This is a genomic window from Mycobacterium terramassiliense (assembly GCF_900157385.1).
In the GTDB taxonomy this organism is placed as follows: domain Bacteria; phylum Actinomycetota; class Actinomycetes; order Mycobacteriales; family Mycobacteriaceae; genus Mycobacterium; species Mycobacterium terramassiliense.
This window is the reverse complement of record NZ_LT717701.1, coordinates 1890660-1914881: the sequence shown is the minus strand read 5'-3', so window position 1 is coordinate 1914881 and position 24222 is coordinate 1890660. Positions and strand designations below refer to the sequence as shown.

Below are 24222 nucleotides of genomic sequence, written 5' to 3'. Positions count from 1 at the left end.
CCTGGTCGGCGTCGAGCATGCCCCGCCAGTGGAATTCCAGCCATACCCGACATTGGACTGCCAAATCACCCCCCCATTGTTCCCTATCCGGCGCGGCAGTTACACCAAGACCCGCTTCTGACGCCTCATTGGGCCCTCAACGTGCGTTTGCCGGCACCCAGCAACCGCGAATATGGTCGTCGACCATGCCGGTCGCCTGCATCAGCGCGTAGGCGGTGGTCGGCCCGACGAAGCGGAACCCGCGACGCTTCAGCTCGGCGGCCATCGCCTTCGACTCGGCGCTGGCCGAGGGAATTTCGGAGCCGTCGGCGGGCCGCGGCCGCGGCGCCGGCGCGAACGACCACAGCAGCTTGGACAGGTCCTCGGCGGAACCCAGCTCGGCGGCGGCGCGCGCGTTGCCGATGGTCGCGTCGATCTTGGCCCGGTTGCGGACGATGCCCGTGTCGGCCATCAGCCGCTGCACGTCGGCATCGCTGTAGCCGGCGACCGTCTCGATGTCGAACCCGTCGAAGGCGCGCCGGAAGTTCTCCCGCTTGCGCAGGATGATCAGCCACGACAGGCCGCTCTGGAAGGCCTCGAGGCTCATCCGCTCGAACAGCGCCACCCCGTCGTGCAACGCCCGGCCCCATTCCCGGTCGTGGTAGTCGCGGTACATCTCGAAGTCCGGCCCGGGACGAACGGTCGCCCAGCCGCACCGCACCAGTCCGTCATCGCTCACATTGATTCCTGACGGTCCTCGCCGCTTGCGGGTTCCACGGAATCGGGCTCGCCCTCGGTCTCATTGTTGGTCTCGTTGTCGGCGGCCGGCGGGGCGTGCACCGCCGCCAGCTGGCCGCGCAGCGCCTCGAGCTCGCGGGCGAGCCGGTCCAGCACCCAGTCCACCTCGCTGGTCTTGTATCCGCGCAGCACCTGGGTGAACTTGACGGCATCGACGTCGGCTCCGGTGACGCCGTAGGCGGGCAGCACGGTCGCCGTCGTCCCCCGCGGCAGGGGCGGCAGCTGCTCGCCGCGGCCGAACAGCAGGCTGGCCGCGCCGAACAGCACGATCGCCACCAGGACGAGCACCACCAGGTACAGCAACACCAACGCCACGCGTTCGATATTGCCCTATCCCGCCGACATCCCGGCGCGCGTGGGCCCTAGCGCGGCCGCAGTCCCTGGATCGGCGGCCGGTCCTCCAGCGACACCGGCGCGGTATGCGCGGTGTAGCGGTAACCGTCGGCGCCGTCGGCGAAAAACTGGGTCAAGCCCACCCCGGAGTCGGGGATCCCGCAGCGCGAGAGCAGGGTCGCGATGACCTGGCGGCTCATCACGCCCAACTCGGGCAGCGGCCGGTTGCGGTGCGCCCGCACGCCGAGGTTGACCTGGGCGATCGCGTCCAGCCCCAACCGGTCGAAGGTGTCCACCAGGACGCCGATCTCCACGCCGTAGCCCGGCGCGAACGGCAGCGATGTCAGCAGTTCCCGGCTGGCGGCGTACTCGCCGCCGAGCGGCTGCAGGATGCACCCCAGCTCCGGGCGCAGCGCGGCCAGCAACGGCCGGGCCACCAGCTCGGTGACCCGTCCGCCACCCGCGTCGGCACCGCCCAGCGGCCGCCGATAGAAGCTCTTCACCAGGTGAATCCCGTCGCCGGCGAGCAGCGGGGCCACCAGCCACGGCACGAACATCGGGTGCGGATCGATCAGGTCGGAGTCGACGAACACCACGATGTCGCCGCTGGTGGCCGCGAGCGAACGCCACAGCACCTCGCCCTTGCCGGGCCGGACGGGCACCCCGGGGAGCGCCTGCTCGCGGCTGACGACCCGGGCGCCCGCCGCGATCGCGCGGATCTCGGTGTCGTCGGTGGAGCCGGAGTCCAGCACGATCAGCTCGTCGACCAGGCCGTCCACCAGCGGCGAGATGCTGTCGATCACCGAGGAGACGGTGGCTTCCTCGTTGAGGGCGGGCAGCACCACCGAGATGGTCCGCCCGCCCTTCGCGTCTTCCAGTTCGCCGACCGTCCAGGCGGGCCGGTTCCAATTGCGGTCGGACAGCCAGGCGTCGCCGGGCCGCGAGGCGAGCACCCCCTCGCTGGCTAGGTCCACCAGCTCCGTCATGCGAGCCCCCTCACCGTGCGCGCCGGCGGCCGAGTCCCCTGGATCGAGGACACCATCTCGAGCACCCGCCGGGTGGCCGCGACCTGGTGCACCCGAAACATCCGGACGCCGGCCGCCGCCGCGAGCGCGGTGGCCGCCAGCGTTCCCTCCAGCCGTTCGGTCAGTTCCACACCCAGAGTCTCCCCGACGAAGTCCTTGTTGCTCAAAGCGAGCAGGACGGGCCATCCCGTCTTAACCAGATCGCCCACGTGGCGCAACAAAACCAGCCCATGGAAGGTGTTCTTGCCGAAATCATGGGCCGGGTCGATCAGCACCCGGTCGCGAGACACCCCGGCGGCCACCGCCCGGTCCGCGGCCGCGGTCACCCGGCGGATGACGTCGTCGACCACCCCCCGCGTGCTCGTCCCGTAGCTCACCCGGAACGGCCGGGTGCGCGGCAGCGCCCCACCGGTGTGCGAGCACACCAGGCCCGCCCCGAACTCGGCGGCCACCTCGGGCAGGGCGGGGTCGATGCCGCCCCAGGTGTCGTTGATCAGGTCGGCCCCCGCGGCGCAGGCCACCCGGGCCACCCCGGAACGCCAGGTGTCGACGCTGATCAGCTGGTCGGGGTGGGCGCCGCGCAGCCATTCGATGAACGGCACCAACCGGGCGATCTCGGTGGCCTCGTCGACGCTGTCGCCCGGGCCCGCCTTGACCCCGCCGACGTCGATGACGTCGGCGCCGTCGGCGATGGCCGCGTGCGCGGCGTCGCGAGCTGCGCCGTCGCTGAACGTCGCACCCCGGTCGTAGAACGAATCCGGGGTGCGGTTGACGATCGCCATGATCAGCGCGCGATCGCCGGCGACGGGCCGGCCGCAGAGGGTCTGCACGCCTACATGGTGCCTGGCCCTGCCGGCGACTGCGCGACCAGCCGCGGATCGGACGCGGGGAGTGCGGCCGGTGCGATCGGCGCCGCCGAACAAAATGGGGAAAATTCCCCATCAACCGTCCCCGTCTGCGCGCGCACACTTCGAAGCAAATGCCCTTGATCGACGGAGGCGGCGATGTCGTATGTGATTGCGGCGCCGGACATGATGAGCGCTGAGGCAATAAATTTGCAGCGCCTCGGCTCGGCGGTCAGCGCCGCGAACGCGGCGGCGGCGGGACCGACGACCGCGGTCCTGGCCGCGGCCGAAGACGAGGTGTCGGCGGCGGTGGCGTCGCTGTTTTCCGGGCATGGGCGGGCGTTTCAACAGCTCGCCGCGCAGGCGGCGGCGTTTCACGCCGAGTTCGTGCAGCGCATGACCGCTGGCGGCGGCGCCTATGCGGCCACCGAGGCAGCGAACGCCTCCCCGCTGGAGGCCGTCTGGCAGCCCGTGCGGGGCGCAATCAACCTTCCGACGGAGTTGTTGCTGGGCACCCCGTTGATCGGCAAGGGCATCAACGGTGCCCCCGGCACCGGGCAGAACGGCGGACCGGGCGGCCTGCTGTTCGGCCCCGGCGGCGACGGCGGGTCCGGGGCGCCCGGCCAACCCGGCGGCCGCGGCGGCAACGCCTGGTTCTTCGGCAGCGGCGGCCGGGGCGGCGCCGGCGGGATGGGCATCACCGGCACGGCGGGCGACGCGACCCAGAGCACCAATGGCGGCCTCGGCGGTAACGCTGGGATGGGCGGGGCCGGCGGCAACGGCGGGTTGATCTTTGGCAACGGCGGCACCGGCGGTATCGGCGGTATCGGCGGGACCGGCGGGCACGGCGGCGACGGCCCAGACGGCGCGTTCGGCGGCCCAGTCAACGCCTTCAGCGGCACCGACGGTGGCCAGGGCGGCAACGGCGGCGCCGGTGGGGTCGGCGGCCAAGCCGAGGGATTGTCGGGATTGTTCGGCGGCCACGCGGGTGCCAACGGCAACGGCGGCGCCGGCGGCAACGGCGGCCAGGGCGGCCAGGGCGGTGGCGGCGCCTTCGACGACGGCAGCGCCAACGGCGCTGGCAACGGCGGCAACGGCGGCGCCGCCGGCCTGGGTGGCGGCGCCGGCGGCCCCGGCGGCATCGCTGGCGCCGCCGGCACGGGCGGCAACGGCGGCGACGGCGGACCCGGCGGCAATAGCACCTTCGGCCTCGACGGTCCCGGCCATGGCGGCAACGGCGGCAACGGCGGCGCCAGCACCGGGACCGGCGGCAACGGCGGCCACGGCGGTATCGGCGGGAGCGGCAGCTTCAGCGCCACCGTCAGCAACCCCACCGGCTTGGTGACACCGGCGGTGGGGCCGAGTCCTTCGGCATCGGCCACAGCAGCGCCGATGCTATCGCCAGCGGCGGCACCGGTGGTGGTGGCGGCGGCCCCGCCGGTGTCACCGGTGCCACTGGCGGTCCCGGTGGTGGTGGCGGCGGCGGCGCCATCGCCACCGTCGGTACCAACACCGTCAACGTCGGTCACGAGGACGGCTCCAGCGCGGTCGGCACCGGTGGCGGCCACGGCGGCCTTGCTGGCGGGGGCTCCGGCGGCACCAACACCTTCGACGCCGCCGGCGGGGGCGGCGGCGGCGGTGGCGGTATCGGCGGTATCTTCGGCGGCCAGTCCGGTACCGTCGGCACCGGCGCCACTGGCGGAGGTGGGGGTGCCGGCGCCGCCGCGGTCTTGGGTGCCGCCGGCAGCGCCTTCGGCGGCAACGGCGGCAACGGCGGCTAGCACCGACTGGCCACATACCATCCGCACGCTTGGCGCGAAACCTCAGCCCTTCGGGCGCTTACCCTCGGCCACTTCCTCGGGATACTCGTCGTAGTACGGCACGTAGCCCTCGTCGCGCCCGGCCAGCACGTACAGGGGGTCCTCGACGCCGGGGCCGTAAGCCTGCTCGCGCAGCTCGACCTTGCGGCTCTTGAACGTCGTCGTGTGCTCCAGCGACTTGACCACCCGCACAAACAACGGCAGCGCGTAGGGCGGGAGTTCGTCATACACGGCGCGGGCCAGGGACTGCCCGTCGAACTCGGCGCCGTCGCGCAGCTGGACGGCGGCCATCCCGGCGCGGCCGCCGGTGCGCGGAATCTCGACGCCGAACACGGTGCATTCCTCGACGGACTTGTCGGAGGCCAGCGCCGCCTCGACCTGGGTGGTGGCGACGTTCTCGCCCTTCCACCGGAACGTGTCGCCGAGCCGGTCGACGAATGCGGCGTGGCCCATGCCCTGCGGGCTCATCACGTCGCCCGAGTTGAACCAACAGTCGCCCTCACGAAAGGCGTTGCGCACCAGCTTCTTTTCGCTCGACTCCTTGTCGGTGTAGCCGTCGAAGGGCTGCAGCCGGTTGACCCGGCTCAGCAGCAGGCCGGGCTGTCCGGGCGGCACGCGGCGCACCCGCCCGCTCTCGTCGCGCAGCGGCTCGCCGGTGTCGGGGTCGTATTCCACGTAGGCCAGCGGCATCGGAAAGACGCCGGTGCTGCGGGGCACGTTGAAGACGTTGATGAACGCGGTGTTGCCCTCGCTGGAGGCGTAGAACTCGCAGACGCGCGCGATCCCGAATCGGTTGGTGAACTCGTCCCAGATCTCCGGGCGCAGCCCGTTGCCGGCGATCACCCGCACCTTGTGCCGCCGGTCGGTCGGCTTGGCCGGCTGGTTGAGCAGGTAGCGGCAGATCTCACCGATGTAGATGAACGCGGTGGCCTCGCTGGCGATCACCTCGTCCCAGAACTTCGACGCCGAAAACGACTTGCCGAGCGCCAGCGTCGCGCCGGAGTTGATCACCGACGACAGCGCCACCGTCAGTGCGTTGTTGTGGTACAGCGGCAGGCAGCTGTACAGCGTGTCGGAGCTCTTCAGCCGCAGCCCGATGCCGCCGAACGCGGCCAGCGCCTTCAGCCACCGCAGGTGCGTCATCACGCTGGCCTTCGGGAAACCCGTGGTGCCCGAGGTGAAGATGTAGAACGCGGTGTCGCGGGCCTGCACGGCCGACACCGATGCCGGGTTGGTGGCGGGAGCGCTGACGGCGAATCGCTCCAGGTCCTCGACGGTCATCGTCTCGGTGGCGCCCGCGCCGCCGCAGTCGGCCACCGCGCTCACCAGATCGGTCTCGGCGATGAGCACCTTGGCGTCCAGCAGGCCCAGGCTGTGCGCCAGCACCTCGCCGCGCTGGTGGTAGTTGATCATCCCGGCGACGGCGCCGCACTTGACCGCGGCCAGCATCGCCAGCACCGCCTGCGGCGAGTTGCGCAGCATGATCGCGACGACGTCGCCGCTGCCGACGCCGTGCGCCGCGAGCACCGCGGCGTAACGGTTGGCGGCCGCGTTGGCATCGCGGTAGGTCAGTTGCTGATCGCCGAACCGCAGAAACACCCGGTCGCCGTAGCGGGCGGCCCGCTCCTGGAACACCGTGCCGATCGATTTCTTGGAGCCCGGCTGCGCCAGCAGCCCGGTCAGCGCACCCCGCATGATCACCGGGATGTCGGCCAGCACTCCCGGCACCCGCGATGCGATGTCGGTCAGCCTGACCGCTGTGCGCGCTCCCCCGTCGTGGTCGGACACGTTTTCCTCTATTCCTGTAAGTCCCCTCGGCGCCCTTCCGCTGAGCTGAGCCCGGATCTCACGCGGGTGCGCACGCCTCCACTGCGGCACCCACCTTATCGACCAGCACCAACCGGTCCATCGCCGCTTGCGAGATGTAGCCGCGGTCGTTCAATCCGCACAGCCACAGCCATAGGCCCTCGTAGTGCCCGAAGGGGTCCAGCATCACCACGGGTTTGTCGTGCACCCCGAGAAAACCCGTGGTCCACGCGTCGAACAGCTCGTCAAGGGTGCCCACGCCGCCGGGCAGCACGATGAACGCGTCGGCGTGGTCCTCCATGATCTGCTTGCGCTGGTGCATGGTGTCGCTGACGATCAGCTCGTCGGCGTCGGTGTCGGCGACCTCGAGGCGCATCAGGTGCTGCGGGATCACGCCGACGGTCCGTCCGCCGCGGGCGCGGGCCGCGCTCGCCACCGCACCCATCGCCGACACCCGGCCGCCACCCCACACCAGGGTCCAGCCGCGCTCCGCGATAGCCTCGCCGAGTTCCGAAGCGAGCTCAAGCAATTCGGCGTGCTCGGGGCCCGACGCGCAATACACGCACACCGCCCAGGCGGCTGACGGGTCGCGTTCGGCGGGCATACAACGAAACGTAGACCAAGCCCGATGCGGCACGCACACCGCGCGCAATAAAATCCGGCGGGTGCCGATTCGATGGAACGTCCCCCAGCACGAGGAGGCGTTGGAGCGGCTGAACGACGCCCTGCCGGCCGGCCGGGGGGCCGTCGTGCTCGGGCCCGACGGCTGCGGCAAATCGACCCTGGCCCGGTTGGCCGCCGAGGGCTACGCCGCCGCGCACCCGGGCACGCTCACCCGCTGGGTCACCGGCACGCCGACCGAGCGCGCGGTCCCCTTCGGGGCGTTCGGCCACCTGGTCGCGATCTCCGAGATCGGCAAGCCGGGGGCGCTGTTGCGGGCGGCCCGCGCGTCGCTGGAAGGGCTGGGTGATCTGCTGCTGGTGGTCGACGATGCCCACGAGCTCGACGTGCTGTCGGCCACGCTGGTGTACCAGTTGGCGCTGGCCGGAACGGCCCGGACGATCGTCACCGCCCGCGCCGACAAGGCTCCCGAGGCCATCGCCGCGCTGTGGACCGACGGCCTGCTGGACCGGATCGACATCAACGCGCCCGGCGGGCAGACCGGTCGCGCCGAGGTCGACGCCTTCCTCGCCGAGCTGCCCGGCCCGGCCCGGGCGGTGCTGGACTACCTCGCCGTGGCGGAGCCCCTGTCGCTCGCCGACCTGACCGCCCTCGCGGGTGCGGGCGCCGTCAGCGCGGCGGAGGAGCTCGGCGCGGCGGAGACCCGGTCGCGCGGCGGGCGTTCCGACGACCCGGTGGTGTACACCGCGCACCCGCTGTTCGCCGAGCGCGCGCTGGCCACGCTCGGCGCCGACGACGCGCGGCGGCGGCGCACCGAGGTCGTCGAGGTGCTGTCCCGGCGCCCGTCGGAGTACCTCAGCGACCGGCTGCGGCTGGCGTCGCTGGCGCTCGACAGCGACGCCCCCCAGCGCGCCGCCGACGTCGCCGTCGCCGCCCGGCAGGCATTGCGGCTGGGCGACCTCGCGCTCGGCGAACGACTGGCCCGCTCGGCGTTGGACCGGTCCGGGGGCCTCGCGGCGCGGCTGGCGCTGGCCCACGCGCTGGCGTGGCAGGGCCGTGGCCGCGAGGCCGACGCCGTGCTGGCCGCCGTCGACGCGGGCGCTCTGGCCGAGCCGGCGCTGATGGACTGGGCGCTGCTGCGGGCGGCCAACCAGTTCTGGATGCTCAGCGAGCCCGAACGGGCCACCGCCTTCCTGCGGACCATCCGCGGCAAGGTTTCGGAACCGGGTCCGCGCACCACGCTCGACGCGCTGGGCGCCACCTTCGCGATGAACGCTGGCAACGTCGGCTACGCCGTCAAGGTCGCCGGCGAGGTGCTTCAGTCGCCCTCGGCCGATGACCAGGCGGTCGCCTGGGCCGCCAGCGCGTCCGCGCTGTGCGCGGCGCGACAGGGCCGGTTCGGAGACGTCGAACCGCTGGCGCAGCGCGCCCTGGCCGCCGAGCACCCCGGGCTGCTGCGCTTCACGATCGGGCTGGGCCAGACCACCGCGCTGCTGATGGCGGGCCGGCTGTCCGCCGCGCGCGACGTGGCCCAGCAGTTCACCGACTTCGCCGAGCTGCAGCAGCCCGGCCGCGCGATCGGCGAGGTCCTGCTGGCGCACGTGCTGATCGCCGACGGTGAATTCGCTGCGGCCGCGGCACTGCTGGCCCCGGCGGCCGCGACCCTGGAACGCACCGGCTACTCGTGGGGTCCGCTGTCGCTGACGCTGCTGGCCATCGCGCTGGCCCAGCAGGGCGACACCGCCGCGACGGCGAAGGCCTTGAGCAGGGCCGAATCCCGGCACGGCACCAAGTCGGCGCTGTTCGGCCCCGAGCTCGGGGTGGCGCGCGCGTGGCGGCTGGCCACGATGCGCGACGCGCACGGCGCGGTGGCCGCCGCCCGCGACGCCGCCCGGATGGCCGAGCGCGGCGGGCAGTCGGGGGTGGCGCTGCGCGCCTGGCACGAGGCCGTCCGCCTCGGGGACACCCGCGCGGCGGACCCCCTGGCCCGGTTGTGCGGCGTGGTCGACTGCGCGGTGGGCGGGCTCGCGCTGGGCCACGCGCGGGCGTTGGCGGCCGGCGACGGCGCGGCGCTGCGGGCCGCCTCGGAACAGCTCGCGGCGGTGGGGATGCGGGCGGCGGCCGCCGACGCCGCCGCGCAGGCGGACCGCCTCGGCGGTTAGGGCCGCAAACGGGCTCGCCGCATCGTGCGCGAACCGTGACACCGCCGTGTTACCCCAGTGACTATTACGCCTCACTGTTTCCGAAAGTGACTTCGCTCGGCGGTGGGAGGCTGGATGCGGATCCGCCCTTCGCGCGCGGTGAGACTGCTCGCGGCCGGTTTGCTGATTGCCGCGCTGACGACCGATGCGTCCTCGGTCGTCGCCGCGCCAGCCGCCCGGGCGGCGGCGACCGGGCCGACGCTACCGCTCGGCCATGCCGGGCGTTGGATGACCGACGCCGACGGGCGCGTCGTCATCCTGCACGGGCTCAACCAGGTCTACAAGCTGCCGCCCTACGAGCCGTCGGCCGACGGGTTCGGCGACGACGACGCGGCCTTCCTGCAGGCCAACGGCTTCAACGCGATGCGGCTGGGTGTCATCTGGGCCGCCGTGGAGCCGCAGCCGCTCGGCTACGACGACAACTACCTCACCTCGATCGCGCAGACCGTGGCGACGCTGGCGGCGCACGGCATCGTCAGCCTGCTCGACTTCCATCAGGACCTCTACAACGAGGCCTTCCAGGGCGAGGGCGCGCCGGCGTGGGCGGTGGCGCAGGCGGGGCTGCCCAACCCGCAACTCGGCTTCCCCGGCAACTACTTCCTCAACCCCGCCGAGGAGTACGCGTGGAGCGCCTTCTGGCGCAACGCCCCGGCGCCGGACGGGATCGGGCTGCAGGACCACTACGCCCGCGCCTGGGCGCACGTCGCGAGCTTCTTCCACGGCAACCCGGGCGTGTTCGGCTACGAGGTGCTCAACGAGCCGTGGCCGGGCTTCATCTGGGAGGGCTGCTTCAACTTCGTCCTGGGCTGCCCGGTGCAGGACCACAAGCTGACCGTGTTCTACCGGAAGGTGGTGCCGGTGATTCGCGCGGCCGACCCCACCACGCTGGTGTTCTTCGAGCCGAACACGCTGTCCGACGAGGGCGTCCACACCGACCTCGGCGGGGTGGTCGACCCGAGCACCGGGTTCTCGTTTCACGACTACTGCGCCATCGAATCGGCATTGCACAAGAACATCACCTGCCGCTTCCAGGACGGCCTCACGATCACCAACGCCAACCTCTATGCGGACTTCCACCACGTCCCGCCGCTGCTGACCGAGTTCGGCGCCACCAACGACCTGAACAACCTCGCCGAGGTGATGCGCCACACCGACCACCAGCGGATGGGCTGGCTGGAGTGGGCATATACCGGCAACGACAAGACCAGCTCGTCACCGACCGACCAGGCGCTGGTTTTCAACCCCGCCCAGCCGCCGACGGGCGCCAACGTCAACGCCGGAAAGCTCGGGGTGCTCGCCTCCCCCTATCCCCAGGTGGTCGCCGGCACGCCGCGGGACTGGTCGTTTCGGTCGGGCGTTTTCCGGCTGTGTTACTCGACCGAGCGGGCCGACCGCGCGGGCAGCTTCGCGCCGGGCGCGCAGACACTCATCTCGGTGCCGCCCGTCGAGTATCCGAACGGCTATCACGTGAGCGTCGCAGGCGGACAAGTGGTTTCGCCGGCCAACGCACCAGTGCTCGCCGTCGTGGCCAACGCGGGCGTCGGTGCCGTCGACGTGGTCGTGACGCCGGCGTAACGCTGGCCGCTACACGCTCAGGTAGCGCCGCAGCGTCCGCACGGCGGCGGTGATGTTGGCGACCGGCACCCGTTCGTCGCGGGTGTGCGCCAGGTTGGGATCGCCCGGGCCGAAATTGACCGCGGGGATGCCCAGCGCGGCGAACCGCGCCACGTCCGTCCAGCCGTATTTCGCTCGGACCCGCCCGCCGGCGGCCTCGACCAGCGCCTTGGCCGCGGGCTGGGACAGGCCGGGCAGCGCGCCCGCGGCGGCGTCGGTCTGCTCGATGTGCACGTCCAGCCCGTCGAACACCTCGTGCACGTGTTGCAGCGCCGCGGCCACCGAGCGGTCGGGGGCGAAGCGGAAGTTGACCGTCACCGAGGCGGCGTCGGGTATCACGTTGCCGGCCACGCCGCCGTCGACGCGCACCGCCGACAGGCCCTCCCGGTATTCGCAACCATCGATGTCCACGGTGCGCGCGGCGTATCCGGCCAGCCGGTCCAGCACGGCCCCCAGCTTGTGAATGGCGTTGTCGCCCAACCAGGCTCGCGCCGAGTGGGCGCGCGTGCCGGTCGCGCTGATCACCACGCGCAGCGTGCCCTGGCAGCCTGCCTCGATGTAGCCGCCGGTGGGTTCGCCCAGGATGGCGACGTCGGCGGCCAGCCACTCCGGCAGCTCGCGCTCGATGCGGCCCAAACCGTTTGCGGCGGCGTCGATTTCCTCGCAGTCGTAGAACACCAGGGTCAGGTCGTGCACCGGTTCGGCCACCGTCGCGGCCAGGTGCAGGAACACGGCGTCGCCGGATTTCATGTCCGCGGTGCCGCAGCCGTACAGGTCGCCGTTCTCCAGGCGGCTGGGCAGGTTGCCCGCCACCGGGACGGTGTCCAGGTGACCGGCCAGCAGCACCCGCGACGGGCGGTGCCGTTGCGTGCGCGCCAGCACCGCGTTGCCGTTGCGGACGATCTCGAACCCCGACGTCTGGGCGCGCAGCGCGGCCTCCACCTCGTCGGCGAGGCGCGCCTCGTCGCGCGACTCGCTGGGGATGTCGACCAGCGCCGCGGTCAATGCGATCGGGTCCCCGCGTAGGTCCAGCACGCCCCCAAGGGTAATGGGTCGCCCTCATTCGGCGAGCAGACGCAGAATCGCACTATCGGCCACCTTGGGATGCGATTCCGCGTCTGCTCGGCGGCCCAAGTAACCTGACCGCCGTGACTGGAGCTGCAGGCATCGGGTTGGCGACGCTGGCCAACGACGGGTCGGTCCTCGACACGTGGTTTCCCGCACCGGAACTGACGGAGTCCGGCACCGGCGGCACGTCGCGCCTCGCGTTGTCCGACGTTCCGCCGGAACTCGTAGCGCTGGTCGGCCGCGACGACGAGCGCGGCACCGAGACCATCGCCGTGCGCACGGTCATCGGCTCGCTCGACGAGGTGGCCGCCGACGCCTACGACGCCTACCTGCGGCTGCATCTGCTGTCGCACCGGCTGGTGGCGCCGCACGGGCTGAACGCCGGCGGCCTGTTCGGGGTATTGACCAACGTCGTGTGGACTAATCGCGGGCCTTGCGCGATCGAGGGCTTCGAGGCGGTCCGGGCGCGGCTGCGCCGCCACGGTCCGGTGACCGTCTACGGCGTGGACAAGTTCCCGCGGATGGTCGACTACGTCCTGCCGACCGGGGTGCGCATCGCCGACGCCGACCGAGTGCGGCTGGGCGCCCACCTGGCGCCCGGCACCACGGTGATGCACGAGGGCTTCGTCAACTACAACGCCGGCACCCTGGGCGCGTCGATGGTCGAGGGCCGCATCTCGGCCGGGGTGGTGGTGGGCGACGGGTCGGACATCGGCGGCGGGGCGTCCATCATGGGCACGCTGTCCGGCGGTGGCACGCAAGTGATTTCGATCGGTAAGCGGTGCCTGCTCGGCGCCAACGCGGGCGTGGGCATCTCGCTGGGCGACGACTGCGTCGTCGAGGCCGGCCTGTACGTCACCGCGGGCACCAAGGTCACCACGCCCGACGGGACGGCGGTCAAGGCCCGCGAGCTTTCCGGCGCCAACAACCTGCTGTTCCGGCGCAATTCGGTCACCGGCGCGGTCGAGGTGGTGGCCCGCGACGGTCAGGGCATCGCGCTCAACGAGGACCTGCACGCCAACTGAGTCACCGGGCCAAGCCGTCGCGGCCGACCCCCAGGGTGGTGCCGTTGGTCTCCGGCAGCAGGTAGGTGCACACCAGGCTGGCCACCACCAGCACGGCCAGCATCACGCCGATCGCCCAGCTGCCGTAGGTCGCCACCAGCGTGCCGGCGAGCAGCGGCGGCAGGGCCCCGCCGATGACGCCGGCGAGGTTGAGGGCCAGCGCCGACCCGCTGTAGCGGTATCGCGTGGCGAACAGCTCCGGAATGAAGGCCGCGGTGGGCCCCGAGCCGATCGCGCCACCGACGGCCATGCCGACGACGGCAACCACGTACAGCGCCGGGTTGCGGGTGTTCAGCAGCGGCATCACCACGAACGCCCACGGCAGGAGCAGCGACCAACCCAGCAGCATCAACCGGCGGCGCCCGACCAGGTCGGACAGGGTGGCCGAAGCCGCGACCGTCGCGATGCTGACCAGCCCGGTCAACGCGCCCACCGACCAGATGAAGCCGCGGGTGTACCCCAGGTGCGAATTTGCGTAGATGAGGAGGTAGGTGTGACCCAGGTAGCCGAAACCGAACCCGCCCAGCAAGCTGCCGCCGGCCAGCAGGATCTCCCGGCGTTGCAGGCGCCACAGCTCTCCGAGCGGCGCCTTGGGGACCAGGTCGCGGGCCTTCTCCTCGGCGAACACCGGGGTCTCGTCGATGTTGAGCCGCACATAGAGCGCGATCCCGATCAGCCCCGCGCTGAACAGGAACGGCAGCCGCCAGCCCCATTGCATGAACGCGGCGCTCTTTTCCCCGATGCTGAAGTTGACGCCCAAGAACGTCAGGCTGCTCAGCACGGCCGCGGTGCCGGCGCCGAGCAGGGTGAACATGCCGTAGCGGCCCCGCTTGCCGGCGGGCGCGTACTCGGCGCTCAGCAGCGCCGATCCCGCCCATTCGCCGCCGACGGCGAACCCCTGCATGAGCCGCAACACGATCAGGATCAAGGGGGCCGCCGCTCCGATGGCGGCCGTGCTGGGCACCAGCCCGACGCTGACGGTCGACACGGCCATGATCAGCAGCGTGGCGATCAGCGTCTTCTTGCGGCCCAGCCGGTCGCCGAAGTACCCGAACACGGCGGCGCCCAGCGGCCGCGACAGGAACGCCGTCGCGAACGTCGCCATCGCGGCGATGGTGCCCAGCGTCGAACCGAGTCGCGGGAAGAACACCGTCGGGAACACCAACGCCGCCGCGGTGCCGTAGATGAGGAAGTCGTAGTACTCGATCGCCGAGCCGACGAGACACGCCGCCGCCACCCGCCTCATCGGTGTCGACGCGCGTCCGGCCGCAACCGTCGGCAGTTCCGTCACGCCTACGACGGTAGGTCAAGGTTCGCCGTCTCGCTCGGCGGAAAACCTGGCAAAACGCTGCGTGTCACCCAACTGTGACCCGCCGCGAGCGTGCGTGTCCGCGCGGCGACACGCCGCAAAACGTGGACATCGGCGCACGCTCGCGACACGCGCGGCGCTCAGCCCTCGGCGAGCAATTGTTTCTTGAGGACCTTGCCCATCGCGTTGCGGGGCAGCGCCGCCACCAGGCGGACCTCCCGCGGCCGCTTGTGTATCGACAGCTCCTGGGCGACGTGGTTGATCAGGTCGTCGGCCCGCAGGTCGGGCGCGCCGACGACGTAGGCGACGATGCGCTGGCCCAGGTCCTCGTCGGGCAGCCCGACGACGGCCGCCTCCTGCACGCCGGGGTGCCCCAGCAGGGACGTCTCGATCTCGCCCGCGCCGACGCGGTATCCGCCGGACTTGATCAGGTCGACCGACTCGCGCCCGACGATGCGGTGCATGCCGGCGGCGTCGATCACCGCGACGTCGCCGGTGCGGTAGAAGCCGTCGGGAGCGAACGCCTCCGCGGTGGCCTCGGGCCGGTTCAGGTAGCCGTCGAACATCATCGGCCCCCGAACCTGAAGCCGCCCAACGGTTTCCCCATCCTGCGGCACCGGGTTGTCGTTGTCGTCGAGCAACCGGGTTTGCACGCCGGCGACGGGCAGGCCGACCCAGCCCGCGCGGCGCTCGCCGTCGGCGCGCGTCGAGATGGTGATCAGCGATTCCGAGGCGCCATACCGCTCGATGGGCTGGTGCCCGCTGAGCTCGGCCAGCCGGTCGAACACCGGCACCGGCAGCGGCGCGCTCCCGGAGACCAGCAGCCGCGCCGGGCGCAGCGCCTCGGCCGCCGAGCCGTCGGCCACCACCCGCGACCACACGGTGGGGACCGCGAAAAACAGCGATCCGCCCCATTCCGAGCACGCTTGCGCGTACCCGGCCGGTGTCGGTCTTCCGGTGTGCACGAAGCGATTTCCGATCCGCAGCGACCCCAGCAGGCCCAGCACCAGCCCGTGCACGTGGAACAGCGGCAGGCCGTGCACCAGGACGTCGTCGGGCGTCCACTGCCAGGCCTCGGCCAGGGCGTCCAGGTCGGCGGCGACCGCGCGGCGGCTCAGCTGCACGCCCTTGGGCAGCCCGGTGGTGCCCGACGTGTAGATGATCATCGCGGTCGCGTCCGGCGACGGCTCGGGGTAGCGGTGCCAGGAGCGGGCGTGCACTCGCACGGGGATGTGCGGCAGCCCGTCGGGATCCTCCGGCTCGGGACCCAGCCAGGCCTCCGCCCCGGAGTCGGTGAGCATGTGCCGGCGCTCGGCCACGCCGACGTCGGAGGGCACCGGCACGAACGGCACGCCGGCGATCAGGCAACCGGTGACTGCCAGCACGGTGGACGCGGTCGGCGTGGCCAGGACCGCGACCCGGCCCGCGCCGGCGACCCGCTCCGCGACCGACGTTGCGGCACCGACCAAGTCGCTGCGGCTGAGCGTGGCACCGTCGATCCGCACTGCGTCGGGGAGGTCGGTGGTGGTGACGGCCGAGGGATTGAGCGACGCGAGCAGCACGCCTGCAGGTTACCCGGCGGCGTCAGGCCTTCTCGTCCCAGATCTTCGTCAGCGTGGCCAGGATCTCCTCGCCGCGGCCCAGGCCCGCCAGGTGGCTTTCGCCGGGCAGCACGAACAGCTCGGCGTCGGGCAGCAGGGACACGACGTGCTCGCCGTGGGCGAACGGGACGATGTGGTCGCTGTCGCCGTGCCACCACCGGACCGGGACCTTGACCTCGTCGAGCCGGAAACCCCAGTCGCGGGTGAACAGGATGATGTCGTTGAAGGGGGCCGCCAGTTGTTTGCGGCTGCCGTTGAGCAGGTCATCGAGGAACATGGCGGCGAACTCCGGGCGGGTCAGCAGGCGCCGGTCGGCCTCCGGCGATATCGCGGCATACAGATACAGCGCGGGATTCGCGAACGGACGGATCATCCGGATCACCAGGCTCGCGCCGATCCGCAACGGGTCGCCGCCCAGCCGCAGCAGCGGCGCCGCCCGCTTGCCCAGGTTCATCAGGCCGCTGGTGATGCCCTCGTCGCCGAGGAAGGGCGCGACACCGCCGAGGACGCCCGCCGCCACCACGCGATCGGACAGCACCGCGGCCGCCGCCAGCGCGTACGGCCCACCGCCGGACAGTCCGATGACCGCCATGTGGTCGATGCCCAGCGTGTCCGCGATCGTGCGCAGGTCGTCGCCGAACGCGCGGATGTTTTCATACCTGTGCGGCGTCGAGGATCCGATGCCGGGCCGGTCGATGCCGATCAGGCGGATGTTGTGCTGCTCGGCGTAGACCCGGGCCTCGATCGGGATCTGGCGCCGGGCGCCGGGAGTCCCGTGAAACCAGAAGAACGCGCGGCCCCACGGCGCGCCGAATTCGGCGAAACCGATTTGGCGGTCCTCCCCCACCGCGATGTTGCCTTCGAGCTTGGGGCGGGCGATCTCCATGACCATGCCCCGAGCTTTGCATGTGACGGGCCGTTTACCAAAGGCTCACGGCCTAGGACCCGAGCGGCCGCTCGCCGATGACCCGTTCGGCGCGCAGGGCGGCCAGCTCGTCGTCGGAAAGGCCAAGCCCGCGCAGGATCTCGTCGTTGTGCTGGCCCAGGGTCGGCGAGGCGCTGCGGTGGTGGCGCGCCGGCCCGGGGGCGATGCGAATCGGCCAGCCGGGATAGCGGTGCGCTCCGGTGACGGGATGCACGAGCTCCTCGTAGAATCCGCGCGCGTCGAGCTGCGCTATGTCATACATCCGCTCGCCGGTGATCACCCGCTCGACCGGGATACGTTGCGCCGCAAGGGCTTCCATGATCTTCGCCGGAGCCTGCGTGCGGGTCCACGCGGCGACCATCTCGTCGAATGCGTCGTGGTCCACCCCCGGCTCGCCGGGCAACGACAGCGCCACCCACACGCCGTCCTCGTTCGTCGGGTATACGCCCTGCAGGTAGCCGCGCCGGCGGTTGCCTTCCCGCGCTTGCACGACGCCGTTCATCGAGTATTCGATCACCGGTTCGGCGGTCACGGCGGCGGCGACCTCGATCTGGGCGATCTCGATCAGCTGCCCCTCCCCGGTGCGGCGCCGGTGCTCGAGCGCGGCCAGCAGCGCGACCCCGGCGTGCACACCGACGACGGGATCGGCCGGCCCCTGCGGGTTGCACGGCGGCCCGTCCGCATACCCGGTGACCGCCGACATCCCCGCGGTCTGCTCGAAGTTCAACGCCCACCCGACGTAATCGCGCCAGGGCCCCTGCAAGCCGAAGCCCGGCATCCGGATCATGATCACGTCGGGCTTCAGCGCAGCCAGCGACTCGTAGTCCAGCCCGAACTGCTCCACCACGCGCGGTGAAAAGTTCTCCACGACCACGTCGGCCTGCGCGGCCAGCAGCCGGACAATTTCCAGGCCGCGCCGCGAGGTCAGGTCCAGCGTGAGGTCTTTCTTGTTGAGGTTCGTGGCCTGCCATAGGCCGCTACGCTCGTACCAGTCGTCACCCTCGAAGGGAAACGCGCCGGAATACCGAAAACCGTCGGGCCGCTGGATGGACTCGACCTTGACGATGTCGGCGCCGAACGCGCCCAGGTAGCAGGTCAGATACGCGCCCGCCCAGAAGGTGGTCAGGTCGAGCACCTTCAGCTCGGCGAACGGAACGGCCCCCGACGCCCGACGGGGCGCCGGATGACGCCGTGCCGCGGGGCCTTTGGTCAGCCGGAACGGCGCGCCGGGGCGTTGGAATCCGCGACCGTCGATGAAGAACTCGCGCTTGGCGTATTGCGGGCATTCCAGCACGGTGGCGCCGTCGTTGACCGGGGTTGCCGGAATCCGCAATGCCTGGCTCAGGTCGACGATCTCGGCGACGGTTTGCTGAGCGAGCAATGGCTCTGCGCGAGCATAGAATTCGGTGCGCTCGGGGCCGCCCAGCATGATCGGGATCTGCTGCTCGGCGAACTCGGGCAGGCCCAGCATCGCGCACACGTCCAGCCAATGCTGGCCCGTCAGGCAGTTGATTCCCACCCAACCGTCGGCGGCGCGGACCACCCCCAGCATGGGAGCCCCCCGGGCGTTGGCGGGCAGGCCGAGGCCGAGCATCTTCTCCGCCATCAGCATGGGATAGGGCAGCGTCGACAGCAACGATTCGAATTCCGAAACATCGACCTGGACAACCTCATCGGATGCGCAACGCAGCGCGGTCAACGCGCCCAGCGCGCCGTAGGCACCCGCGACGTACTCGGCGATCCGCGCCCCGACCTGCACCGGCGGGCGGTCGGGATCGCGGGCGCTGACCCAGCCCGACGCCGCCTGCACGGTCAGCGACGTGGCCGGACGGTCCCGCCACGGCCCGGACTGCCCGAACGCAGATATGCGGAGCAGCACCAGGTTTGGGTTGAGCTCGCTCAGGCCGTCGCGGTCGAATCCCCAGCCTTCCAGCGTTCCGGGCGGGAAGTTCTCGATGAGCAGGTGCGCACCCGCGATCAGCTCGCGGGCATCGGCAAACGCCGCAATTCGCTTGCCGGCGTTCAGGTATTGAAAAAGTCCGCTGCGTTCGGGATCCACCACCCCGCGGGCAAACGGACCCCAGTGGCGCAGCGGATCTCCGCCCGGCGGCTCGAGCTTGGTGACCTCGGCACCGAGGTCGACGAAAAGTTTTGCCGCATAAGGGCCGGAGATCTCCTTGGTGATTTCGACGACGGACAGCCCCGCGAGGGGTCCGCTCACGCGGGAACCCCGATCGCCGTCGACTCCATGTACTGGTGCAGCCCGGCTATGCCGCCACCCTCCCGCCCCAACCCGCTGAGCTTGAACCCGCCGAACGGCGCGCCGCCGGGACCGCACCCGTTGACCGCGACCTGCCCGGTGCGGATGCGTCGCGCGACGCCGACGGCACGGTCCACATCCCCGCCCCACACGGCTCCGGAAAGGCCGTACTGCGAGTTGTTCGCGATGGCGACCGCGTCGTCGTCATCGCGGTAGCGCAGCACCGTCAACACCGGCCCGAACACTTCCTCCTGGGCGATGGTGGAATCGGGATCGACGCCGGTGAGAATCGTCGGTTCGAAATAGAATCCGACGTCCAGGCCGGCCGGGCGGCCGCCACCGGTCGCGAGCCGGGCTCCGTCGTTGACCGCCCCGTCGACGTGCGCCTGGACCCGGTCGCGCTGCGCCGCGCTGATCAGCGGCCCCATCTGCACATCGGGGTCGGTGGGATCGCCGACCTTGACGTCGCGGGCCAGCGCCACGAGCCGGTCGACCACGTCGTCGTGCAGCGAATCGGGAAGCAGCATCCGGCTGTGCAGGATGCAGGCCTGCCCGGCGTGCAGCGAGCACGAGTCGAACAGCATCTGCCGCAACATCTCGTCGGTGACCTCGGTGTCGTCCAGGACGATGCTGGCCGACTTGCCGCCCAGTTCCAGCAGGATCCGCTTCATGGTGTCGCCCGCGGCGGACATGACCTGGCGCCCGACGACCGAACTGCCGGTGAAGCTCACCATGTCGATGCGCGGGTCGGTGGTGAGCAGCCGGGCGGCCTCGACGCCGGAGGGCGTGACGACGTTGACCACGCCGGGCGGGATGTCGGTCTCCTCGTCGATGATGCGCGCGAGCGCGAGCCCCGCGAGCGGGGTCAGCGGCGAGGGCTTGAGCACGACGGTATTGCCCGCGGCCAGCGCGTGGTTGAGCTTCATGACGTTGAGGCAATGCGGGAAGTTCCACGGCGTCAGGACGGATACGACGCCCAGCGGCTGGTGCGACAGCAACGTGGTGCCGGCGCTCATTCCGGCCACCGCTTCCTCGCCCAGCTGTGCGGCGAGCTGGGCCGCGTGCATCGACATGTATCCGGCGCCGTCGATCTGCATCATCCGCTCGTTCGAGACGCAGCCCCACTCCGCCTGCGACAGCGCGAAGAAATCGTCGGCGTGCTTGAGCAGCGCCGTGCCGAGCTGATTGAGGCAGGCGGCCCGCTCCTCCGGCCCCGTGCGACCCCACGGCCCGCCGTCGAAGGCCCGACGCGCGGCGTCGATCGCCGCCCCGACCTGCGCGATGCTGGCGTCGGGCGCGGTGCCGATCGATTGTTCGGTGGCCGGGTTGATGTCGTCGTAGCGACCGTCCTCCGCGTCGACCCAGCCGCCGTCGATGTAGAGCTGGTGGGTGTCGACAAGAGATCCCGGAGTTTGTAGCTCGGTCATGCGCGCTTCCTCACCCGAACGTCGGTCATCTAGACAGCCAGTGTTCACCTACGGCTCCCCGGCGTCAATCACCAATTCAACGAATTCCCCTCTATTTCAGCGCGTTGGTGATGCATTGACAGACATGGCCGGACCGGAGTAGACACAACGTCGCAAGACACATCGGTGTGATGTGTCGGATCGGCCGTCGAGGAGGCCCGCCGTGCGGACCGCTATTCCACTGCACTCCCCCGACTTCTACGCGGGCGATCCGTACCCGGTCTACCGGGAGCTGCGCGCGACGTCGCCGGTGTGCTGGAACGACGTGACCAACTTCTGGGCGCTGCTGAAGTACGAGGACATCCGCTTCGTGTCGAGCAACCCGGGCCTGTTCTCGTCCACCGCGGGTATCACCATCCCCGATCCCGCACAGCCGAGCCCGGTCCAGCCCGGCAGCCTGATCTTCACAGACCCGCCCCGGCACCGGCAGATGCGCAAGCTGATCAACTCCGGGTTCACCCGGCGCCGGGTGGCCGTCCTCGAGCCGAAGATCCGCGAGATCGTGCGGGGCATCCTCGACGACGTGGCATCCGACTCCGTCCACGAATTCGCCGAGGAGATCGCCGCGCCGCTGCCCACCCGGATGATCGCCGAGCTCATCGGCGCCCCGCCCGACGACTGGGAGCAGTTCCGGGCGTGGTCGGACGCCGCCACCGGCAGCGCCGACCCGGAGATCGAACTCGATCCTCTGGTGGCCATGGGGCAGCTTTTCGAGTACTTCCAGAAGCTGATCGCCCAGCGCCGCGTCGAGGCGCGCGACGACCTGCTGTCGGTTTTGGCCGGCGCGGAGATCGACGGGGTCCGGCTCACCGACGAAGACCTGCTCAACTTCGCGTTTTTGCTGTTGGTCGCCGGCAACGAAACCACCCGCAATCTCATCGCTTTGGGCACGCTGGCGTTGATCGCCCACCCCGACCAGTGCCGGCAGCTGGTCGAGGACAGGTCGCTGATCCCGGGCGCCGTCGAAGAGATGCTGCGCTGGAACAGCCCGGTGGTGCACATGGCGCGCACCGCGACGGCCGACGTCGAGATCCGCGGGCAGCTGATCGCCGAAGGCGACACGGTGGTGATGCTGTACGGGTCGGCCAACCGCGACGAGGACATCTTCGGCGCCGACTCCGAGGAATTCAAGGTGAGCCGCCACCCGAATCCGCACATCGCGTTCGGCTGCGGCGAACACTCGTGCGTCGGTGCGCAATTGGCGCGCCTGGAGGCCACGGTGATGTTCGACGAGCTGCTGCGGCGCTTCCCCAGGCTGGAGCTGGCCGGCGAGGTGGACCGGATGCGCGCCACCATGGTGCCGGGCGTGAAGCGGATGCCGGTGCGGCTCGGGACGGCCGAGTGATGGAGCTCGACTACACGCCCGAGCAGCAGCAGCTTCGCGCCGAGATCCGCGACGCGCTCGAACGGGTGATGACACCGGAACGCGTCGCGGCGATCGGCGACCGCGTCGAGGGCGGTCCGGAAGTGCGGGACTGCGTGCGCGCCCTGGGCGCCGCCGGCCTGCTCGGCGTGGGGTGGCCCAAAGAGTATGGCGGGCGGGGCTTCTCGGCGATCGAGCAGTTCATCTTCGCCGAGGAGGCGCAGCGGGTCAGCGCTCCGATCCCGCTGGTGACGCTCAACACCGTCGGACCGACCCTGATGCAGTACGGCACCGACGAGCAGAAGCGGACGTTTTTGCCGGCGATCCTGGACGGCAGCGTGGAGTTCGCGATCGGCTACTCCGAGCCGGGGGCGGGCAGCGATTTGGCGTCGCTGCGCACCACCGCGGTGCGCGACGGCGCGGACTGGGTGATCCACGGCCAGAAGATGTTCACCAGCGGCGCCGCCTACGCCGATTACATCTGGCTGGCCGCGCGCACCGACCCGAACGCCAAAAAGCACAAGGGCATTTCCATCTTCATCGTGCCCACCTCGTCGCCGGGATTCTCCTGGCAACCGCTGCACACCATGCCCGGCGTCTCCACCTTCTACACGTTCTACGACGACGTCCGGGTCCCGCCAGGCGCCATCGTGGCCGGCGAAAACCAGGGCTGGCAGCTGATCACCACTCAGTTGAACTTCGAACGCGCCGCCCTGGGCAACCTCGGGGCGGTCGAGCCCCTCTTCGAGAAGACCCTGGACTGGGCCGCCGCCACGGAGCTCGACGGTGGCCGCGTCCTCGACCAGCCCTGGGTGCGGCTCGCGCTGGCCAGGGTCGAGGCGCAGGTCGCCGCGTACAAACTCATCAACGCCCGGGTCAACGCGGCCATGTCTGTGGGCGAGCTCAGCATGGGCGAGGCGTCGGCGGCCAAGGTTTTCGGCACCGAGCTCACCCAGCAGGTCGCCCGTCAGCTGCTGGAGGTGCTCGACGGCAACGGAACACGTTCCGGCGCCGAGGCACCGCTGCGCGGGGCACTCGAATCCGCATACCGCTTCGCGGTCATCAACACTTTCGGCGGTGGCGCCAACGAGATTCAGCGTGACATCATCGCGATGGCCGGGTTGGGGATGCCGAGGGCGCCCCGCGACCTTCGCGCCCAGCATACAACAGGAGGATCATGACCGACCAAGATTCCGAGGTGCTCACGAAGCTGCGGGCGCTCGTCGGCCAACCCACCGGCGGCACCGGACTGCCCACGGTGGCACCGGATCCCGTCAACCAGCCGATGATTCGGCACTGGGCCCATGCGCTCGCCGACATGAACCCCGTCTACCTCGATCCGGAGTTCGCGGCGTCGTCGCGGTTCGGCGGCATCGTGTCGCCGCCCGTGATGCTGCAAACCTGGACGATGCCGTCCCCGAAGCTGGAGGGAATCCGCGAGCGGGGCGGCGCTCCGGTCGAGATCCTCAGCAACCCAACGGCATTCCTGGACGAGGCCGGGTACACCAGCACGGTGGCGACCAACTCGGAATTCGAGATCGAACGCTATCCCCGGCTCGGCGATGTCATCAGCTCGACGTCGGTGTTCGAGGAGGTCTCCGACGAGAAGAAGACGGCGCTGGGCACGGGTTTCTTCCTGACCTGGCTGATCACCTACACCGATCAGACCGGTGAGGTGCTGGGGCGACAGCGATTCCGGGTTCTGCGATTCAGGCCGGCAGCCTGATGGCCCCCCGCCTGGCGCCGGCGATCAGCCCGGACACCGAGTTCTTCTGGAACGGCTTGCGCGACCAGAAGCTGCTGATCCAGCGCTGCTCCGGATGCGGCGCGCTGCGGCACCCGCCCCGCCCCATGTGTCCCCACTGCCGGTCCCTGGACTGGGAGGCGATCGAGTCGTCGGGCCGCGGCACCGTCTATAGCTACGTGATGCCGCACGAGCCCAAATTCCCGTTCTTCGAGTACCCCTACATCGTGGTGCTGGTGCAGCTCGACGAGGGCGTGCGGCTGGTGTCGAACCTGTGTGGCATCGACCCCGCCGACGTCACGGTCGGGATGCCGGTCGAGGTCTACTACCAGAGTTTCGACAACGACCTGGTGCTGCACCAGTTTCGGCCCGTTCGGTAG

Annotated in this window: 20 protein-coding genes; 8 read left to right on the top strand and 12 right to left on the bottom strand. The window is 70.8% G+C overall.

The window, feature by feature from the left end:
• Positions 1 to 136: 136 nt before the first annotated feature.
• The 4 genes from MTAB308_RS23820 to folP are packed head-to-tail and all read right to left on the bottom strand — an operon-like array spanning position 137 to position 2917.
• Positions 137 to 718, bottom strand: a complete 582-nt coding sequence (locus MTAB308_RS23820) for a DNA-3-methyladenine glycosylase I (RefSeq protein WP_077102709.1) — start codon at positions 716 to 718, stop codon at positions 137 to 139.
• The gene (locus tag MTAB308_RS23815; protein ID WP_077102707.1) at positions 715 to 1092 is read right to left on the bottom strand and encodes a DivIVA domain-containing protein; all 378 of its coding nucleotides are present in this window, start codon (positions 1090 to 1092) and stop codon (positions 715 to 717) included. Before MTAB308_RS23815 ends, MTAB308_RS23820 begins: the two co-directional genes overlap by 4 nt.
• Positions 1093 to 1139: 47 nt before the next feature.
• Positions 1140 to 2096 (bottom strand): glucosyl-3-phosphoglycerate synthase, encoded by a 957-nt coding sequence (locus tag MTAB308_RS23810; RefSeq protein WP_077102705.1) that lies wholly within the window; start codon positions 2094 to 2096, stop codon positions 1140 to 1142.
• Positions 2093 to 2917, bottom strand: coding sequence for a dihydropteroate synthase (gene folP / locus MTAB308_RS23805; protein ID WP_425436354.1), 825 nt, complete (start codon positions 2915 to 2917; stop codon positions 2093 to 2095). Before folP ends, MTAB308_RS23810 begins: the two co-directional genes overlap by 4 nt.
• A gap of 222 nt (positions 2918 to 3139) precedes the next feature.
• Here folP and MTAB308_RS30370 point away from each other — a divergent pair, with 222 nt between their 5' ends.
• Entirely contained in the window at positions 3140 to 4855 is a 1716-nt protein-coding gene (locus MTAB308_RS30370; RefSeq protein ID WP_083746642.1) for a PE family protein, read from the top strand.
• Here the strand turns inward: MTAB308_RS30370 and fadD6 are convergent.
• On the bottom strand, positions 4804 to 6588 hold the full coding sequence (gene fadD6, locus MTAB308_RS23795) for a long-chain-acyl-CoA synthetase FadD6 (RefSeq protein WP_077102701.1): 1785 nt from the start codon (positions 6586 to 6588) through the stop codon (positions 4804 to 4806). The genes MTAB308_RS30370 and fadD6 overlap by 52 nt on opposite strands.
• Before the next feature lie 58 nt (positions 6589 to 6646).
• Positions 6647 to 7210, bottom strand: a complete 564-nt coding sequence (locus MTAB308_RS23790; RefSeq protein ID WP_077102699.1) for a TIGR00730 family Rossman fold protein — start codon at positions 7208 to 7210, stop codon at positions 6647 to 6649.
• Positions 7211 to 7271: 61 nt separating this feature from the next.
• Between MTAB308_RS23790 and MTAB308_RS23785 the strand changes: the two genes are divergently transcribed.
• Entirely contained in the window at positions 7272 to 9389 is a 2118-nt protein-coding gene (locus tag MTAB308_RS23785) for an AAA family ATPase (protein WP_077102697.1), read from the top strand.
• A 114-nt stretch (positions 9390 to 9503) separates the two neighbouring features.
• Positions 9504 to 11003 (top strand): cellulase family glycosylhydrolase, encoded by a 1500-nt coding sequence (locus tag MTAB308_RS23780; RefSeq protein WP_077102695.1) that lies wholly within the window; start codon positions 9504 to 9506, stop codon positions 11001 to 11003.
• Positions 11004 to 11012: 9 nt separating this feature from the next.
• Here the strand turns inward: MTAB308_RS23780 and dapE are convergent, their stop codons facing one another.
• Entirely contained in the window at positions 11013 to 12077 is a 1065-nt protein-coding gene (gene dapE / locus MTAB308_RS23775; protein ID WP_077102693.1) for a succinyl-diaminopimelate desuccinylase, read from the bottom strand.
• 104 nt (positions 12078 to 12181) lie between these two features.
• On the opposite strand from dapE, the gene dapD reads away from it, so the two are divergent.
• On the top strand, positions 12182 to 13135 hold the full coding sequence (dapD, locus tag MTAB308_RS23770) for a 2,3,4,5-tetrahydropyridine-2,6-dicarboxylate N-succinyltransferase (RefSeq protein WP_108637388.1): 954 nt from the start codon (positions 12182 to 12184) through the stop codon (positions 13133 to 13135).
• A 1-nt stretch (position 13136) separates the two neighbouring features.
• On the opposite strand, the gene MTAB308_RS23765 is transcribed toward dapD, so the two are convergent.
• The 5 genes from MTAB308_RS23765 to MTAB308_RS23745 form a co-directional block, all read right to left on the bottom strand.
• Entirely contained in the window at positions 13137 to 14420 is a 1284-nt protein-coding gene (locus tag MTAB308_RS23765; protein ID WP_077102689.1) for an MFS transporter, read from the bottom strand.
• Between the two features lie 203 nt (positions 14421 to 14623).
• Positions 14624 to 16045, bottom strand: a complete 1422-nt coding sequence (locus MTAB308_RS23760; RefSeq protein ID WP_077102687.1) for an acyl-CoA synthetase — start codon at positions 16043 to 16045, stop codon at positions 14624 to 14626.
• A 22-nt stretch (positions 16046 to 16067) separates the two neighbouring features.
• Complete coding sequence (locus MTAB308_RS23755) at positions 16068 to 16976, bottom strand: alpha/beta fold hydrolase (RefSeq protein ID WP_077102685.1); 909 nt, start codon at positions 16974 to 16976, stop codon at positions 16068 to 16070.
• A 46-nt stretch (positions 16977 to 17022) separates the two neighbouring features.
• Positions 17023 to 19230, bottom strand: coding sequence for a CaiB/BaiF CoA transferase family protein (locus MTAB308_RS23750; protein WP_077102682.1), 2208 nt, complete (start codon positions 19228 to 19230; stop codon positions 17023 to 17025).
• Entirely contained in the window at positions 19227 to 20696 is a 1470-nt protein-coding gene (locus tag MTAB308_RS23745) for an aldehyde dehydrogenase family protein (RefSeq protein ID WP_077102680.1), read from the bottom strand. The genes MTAB308_RS23750 and MTAB308_RS23745 overlap by 4 nt, the downstream gene beginning before the upstream one ends.
• A 220-nt stretch (positions 20697 to 20916) precedes the next feature.
• Between MTAB308_RS23745 and MTAB308_RS23740 the strand changes: the two genes are divergently transcribed.
• From MTAB308_RS23740 to MTAB308_RS23725, 4 genes are read left to right on the top strand one after another with little or no spacing between them, the layout of a single operon-like run.
• The gene (locus MTAB308_RS23740; RefSeq protein ID WP_173842268.1) at positions 20917 to 22080 is read left to right on the top strand and encodes a cytochrome P450; all 1164 of its coding nucleotides are present in this window, start codon (positions 20917 to 20919) and stop codon (positions 22078 to 22080) included.
• Complete coding sequence (locus tag MTAB308_RS23735) at positions 22080 to 23279, top strand: acyl-CoA dehydrogenase family protein (RefSeq protein WP_077102675.1); 1200 nt, start codon at positions 22080 to 22082, stop codon at positions 23277 to 23279. Before MTAB308_RS23740 ends, MTAB308_RS23735 begins: the two co-directional genes overlap by 1 nt.
• Complete coding sequence (locus MTAB308_RS23730) at positions 23276 to 23824, top strand: FAS1-like dehydratase domain-containing protein (RefSeq protein ID WP_077102673.1); 549 nt, start codon at positions 23276 to 23278, stop codon at positions 23822 to 23824. The genes MTAB308_RS23735 and MTAB308_RS23730 overlap by 4 nt, the downstream gene beginning before the upstream one ends.
• A complete protein-coding gene (locus tag MTAB308_RS23725; protein WP_077102671.1) occupies positions 23824 to 24222 on the top strand; it encodes a Zn-ribbon domain-containing OB-fold protein in 399 nt (132 codons plus the stop codon). Before MTAB308_RS23730 ends, MTAB308_RS23725 begins: the two co-directional genes overlap by 1 nt.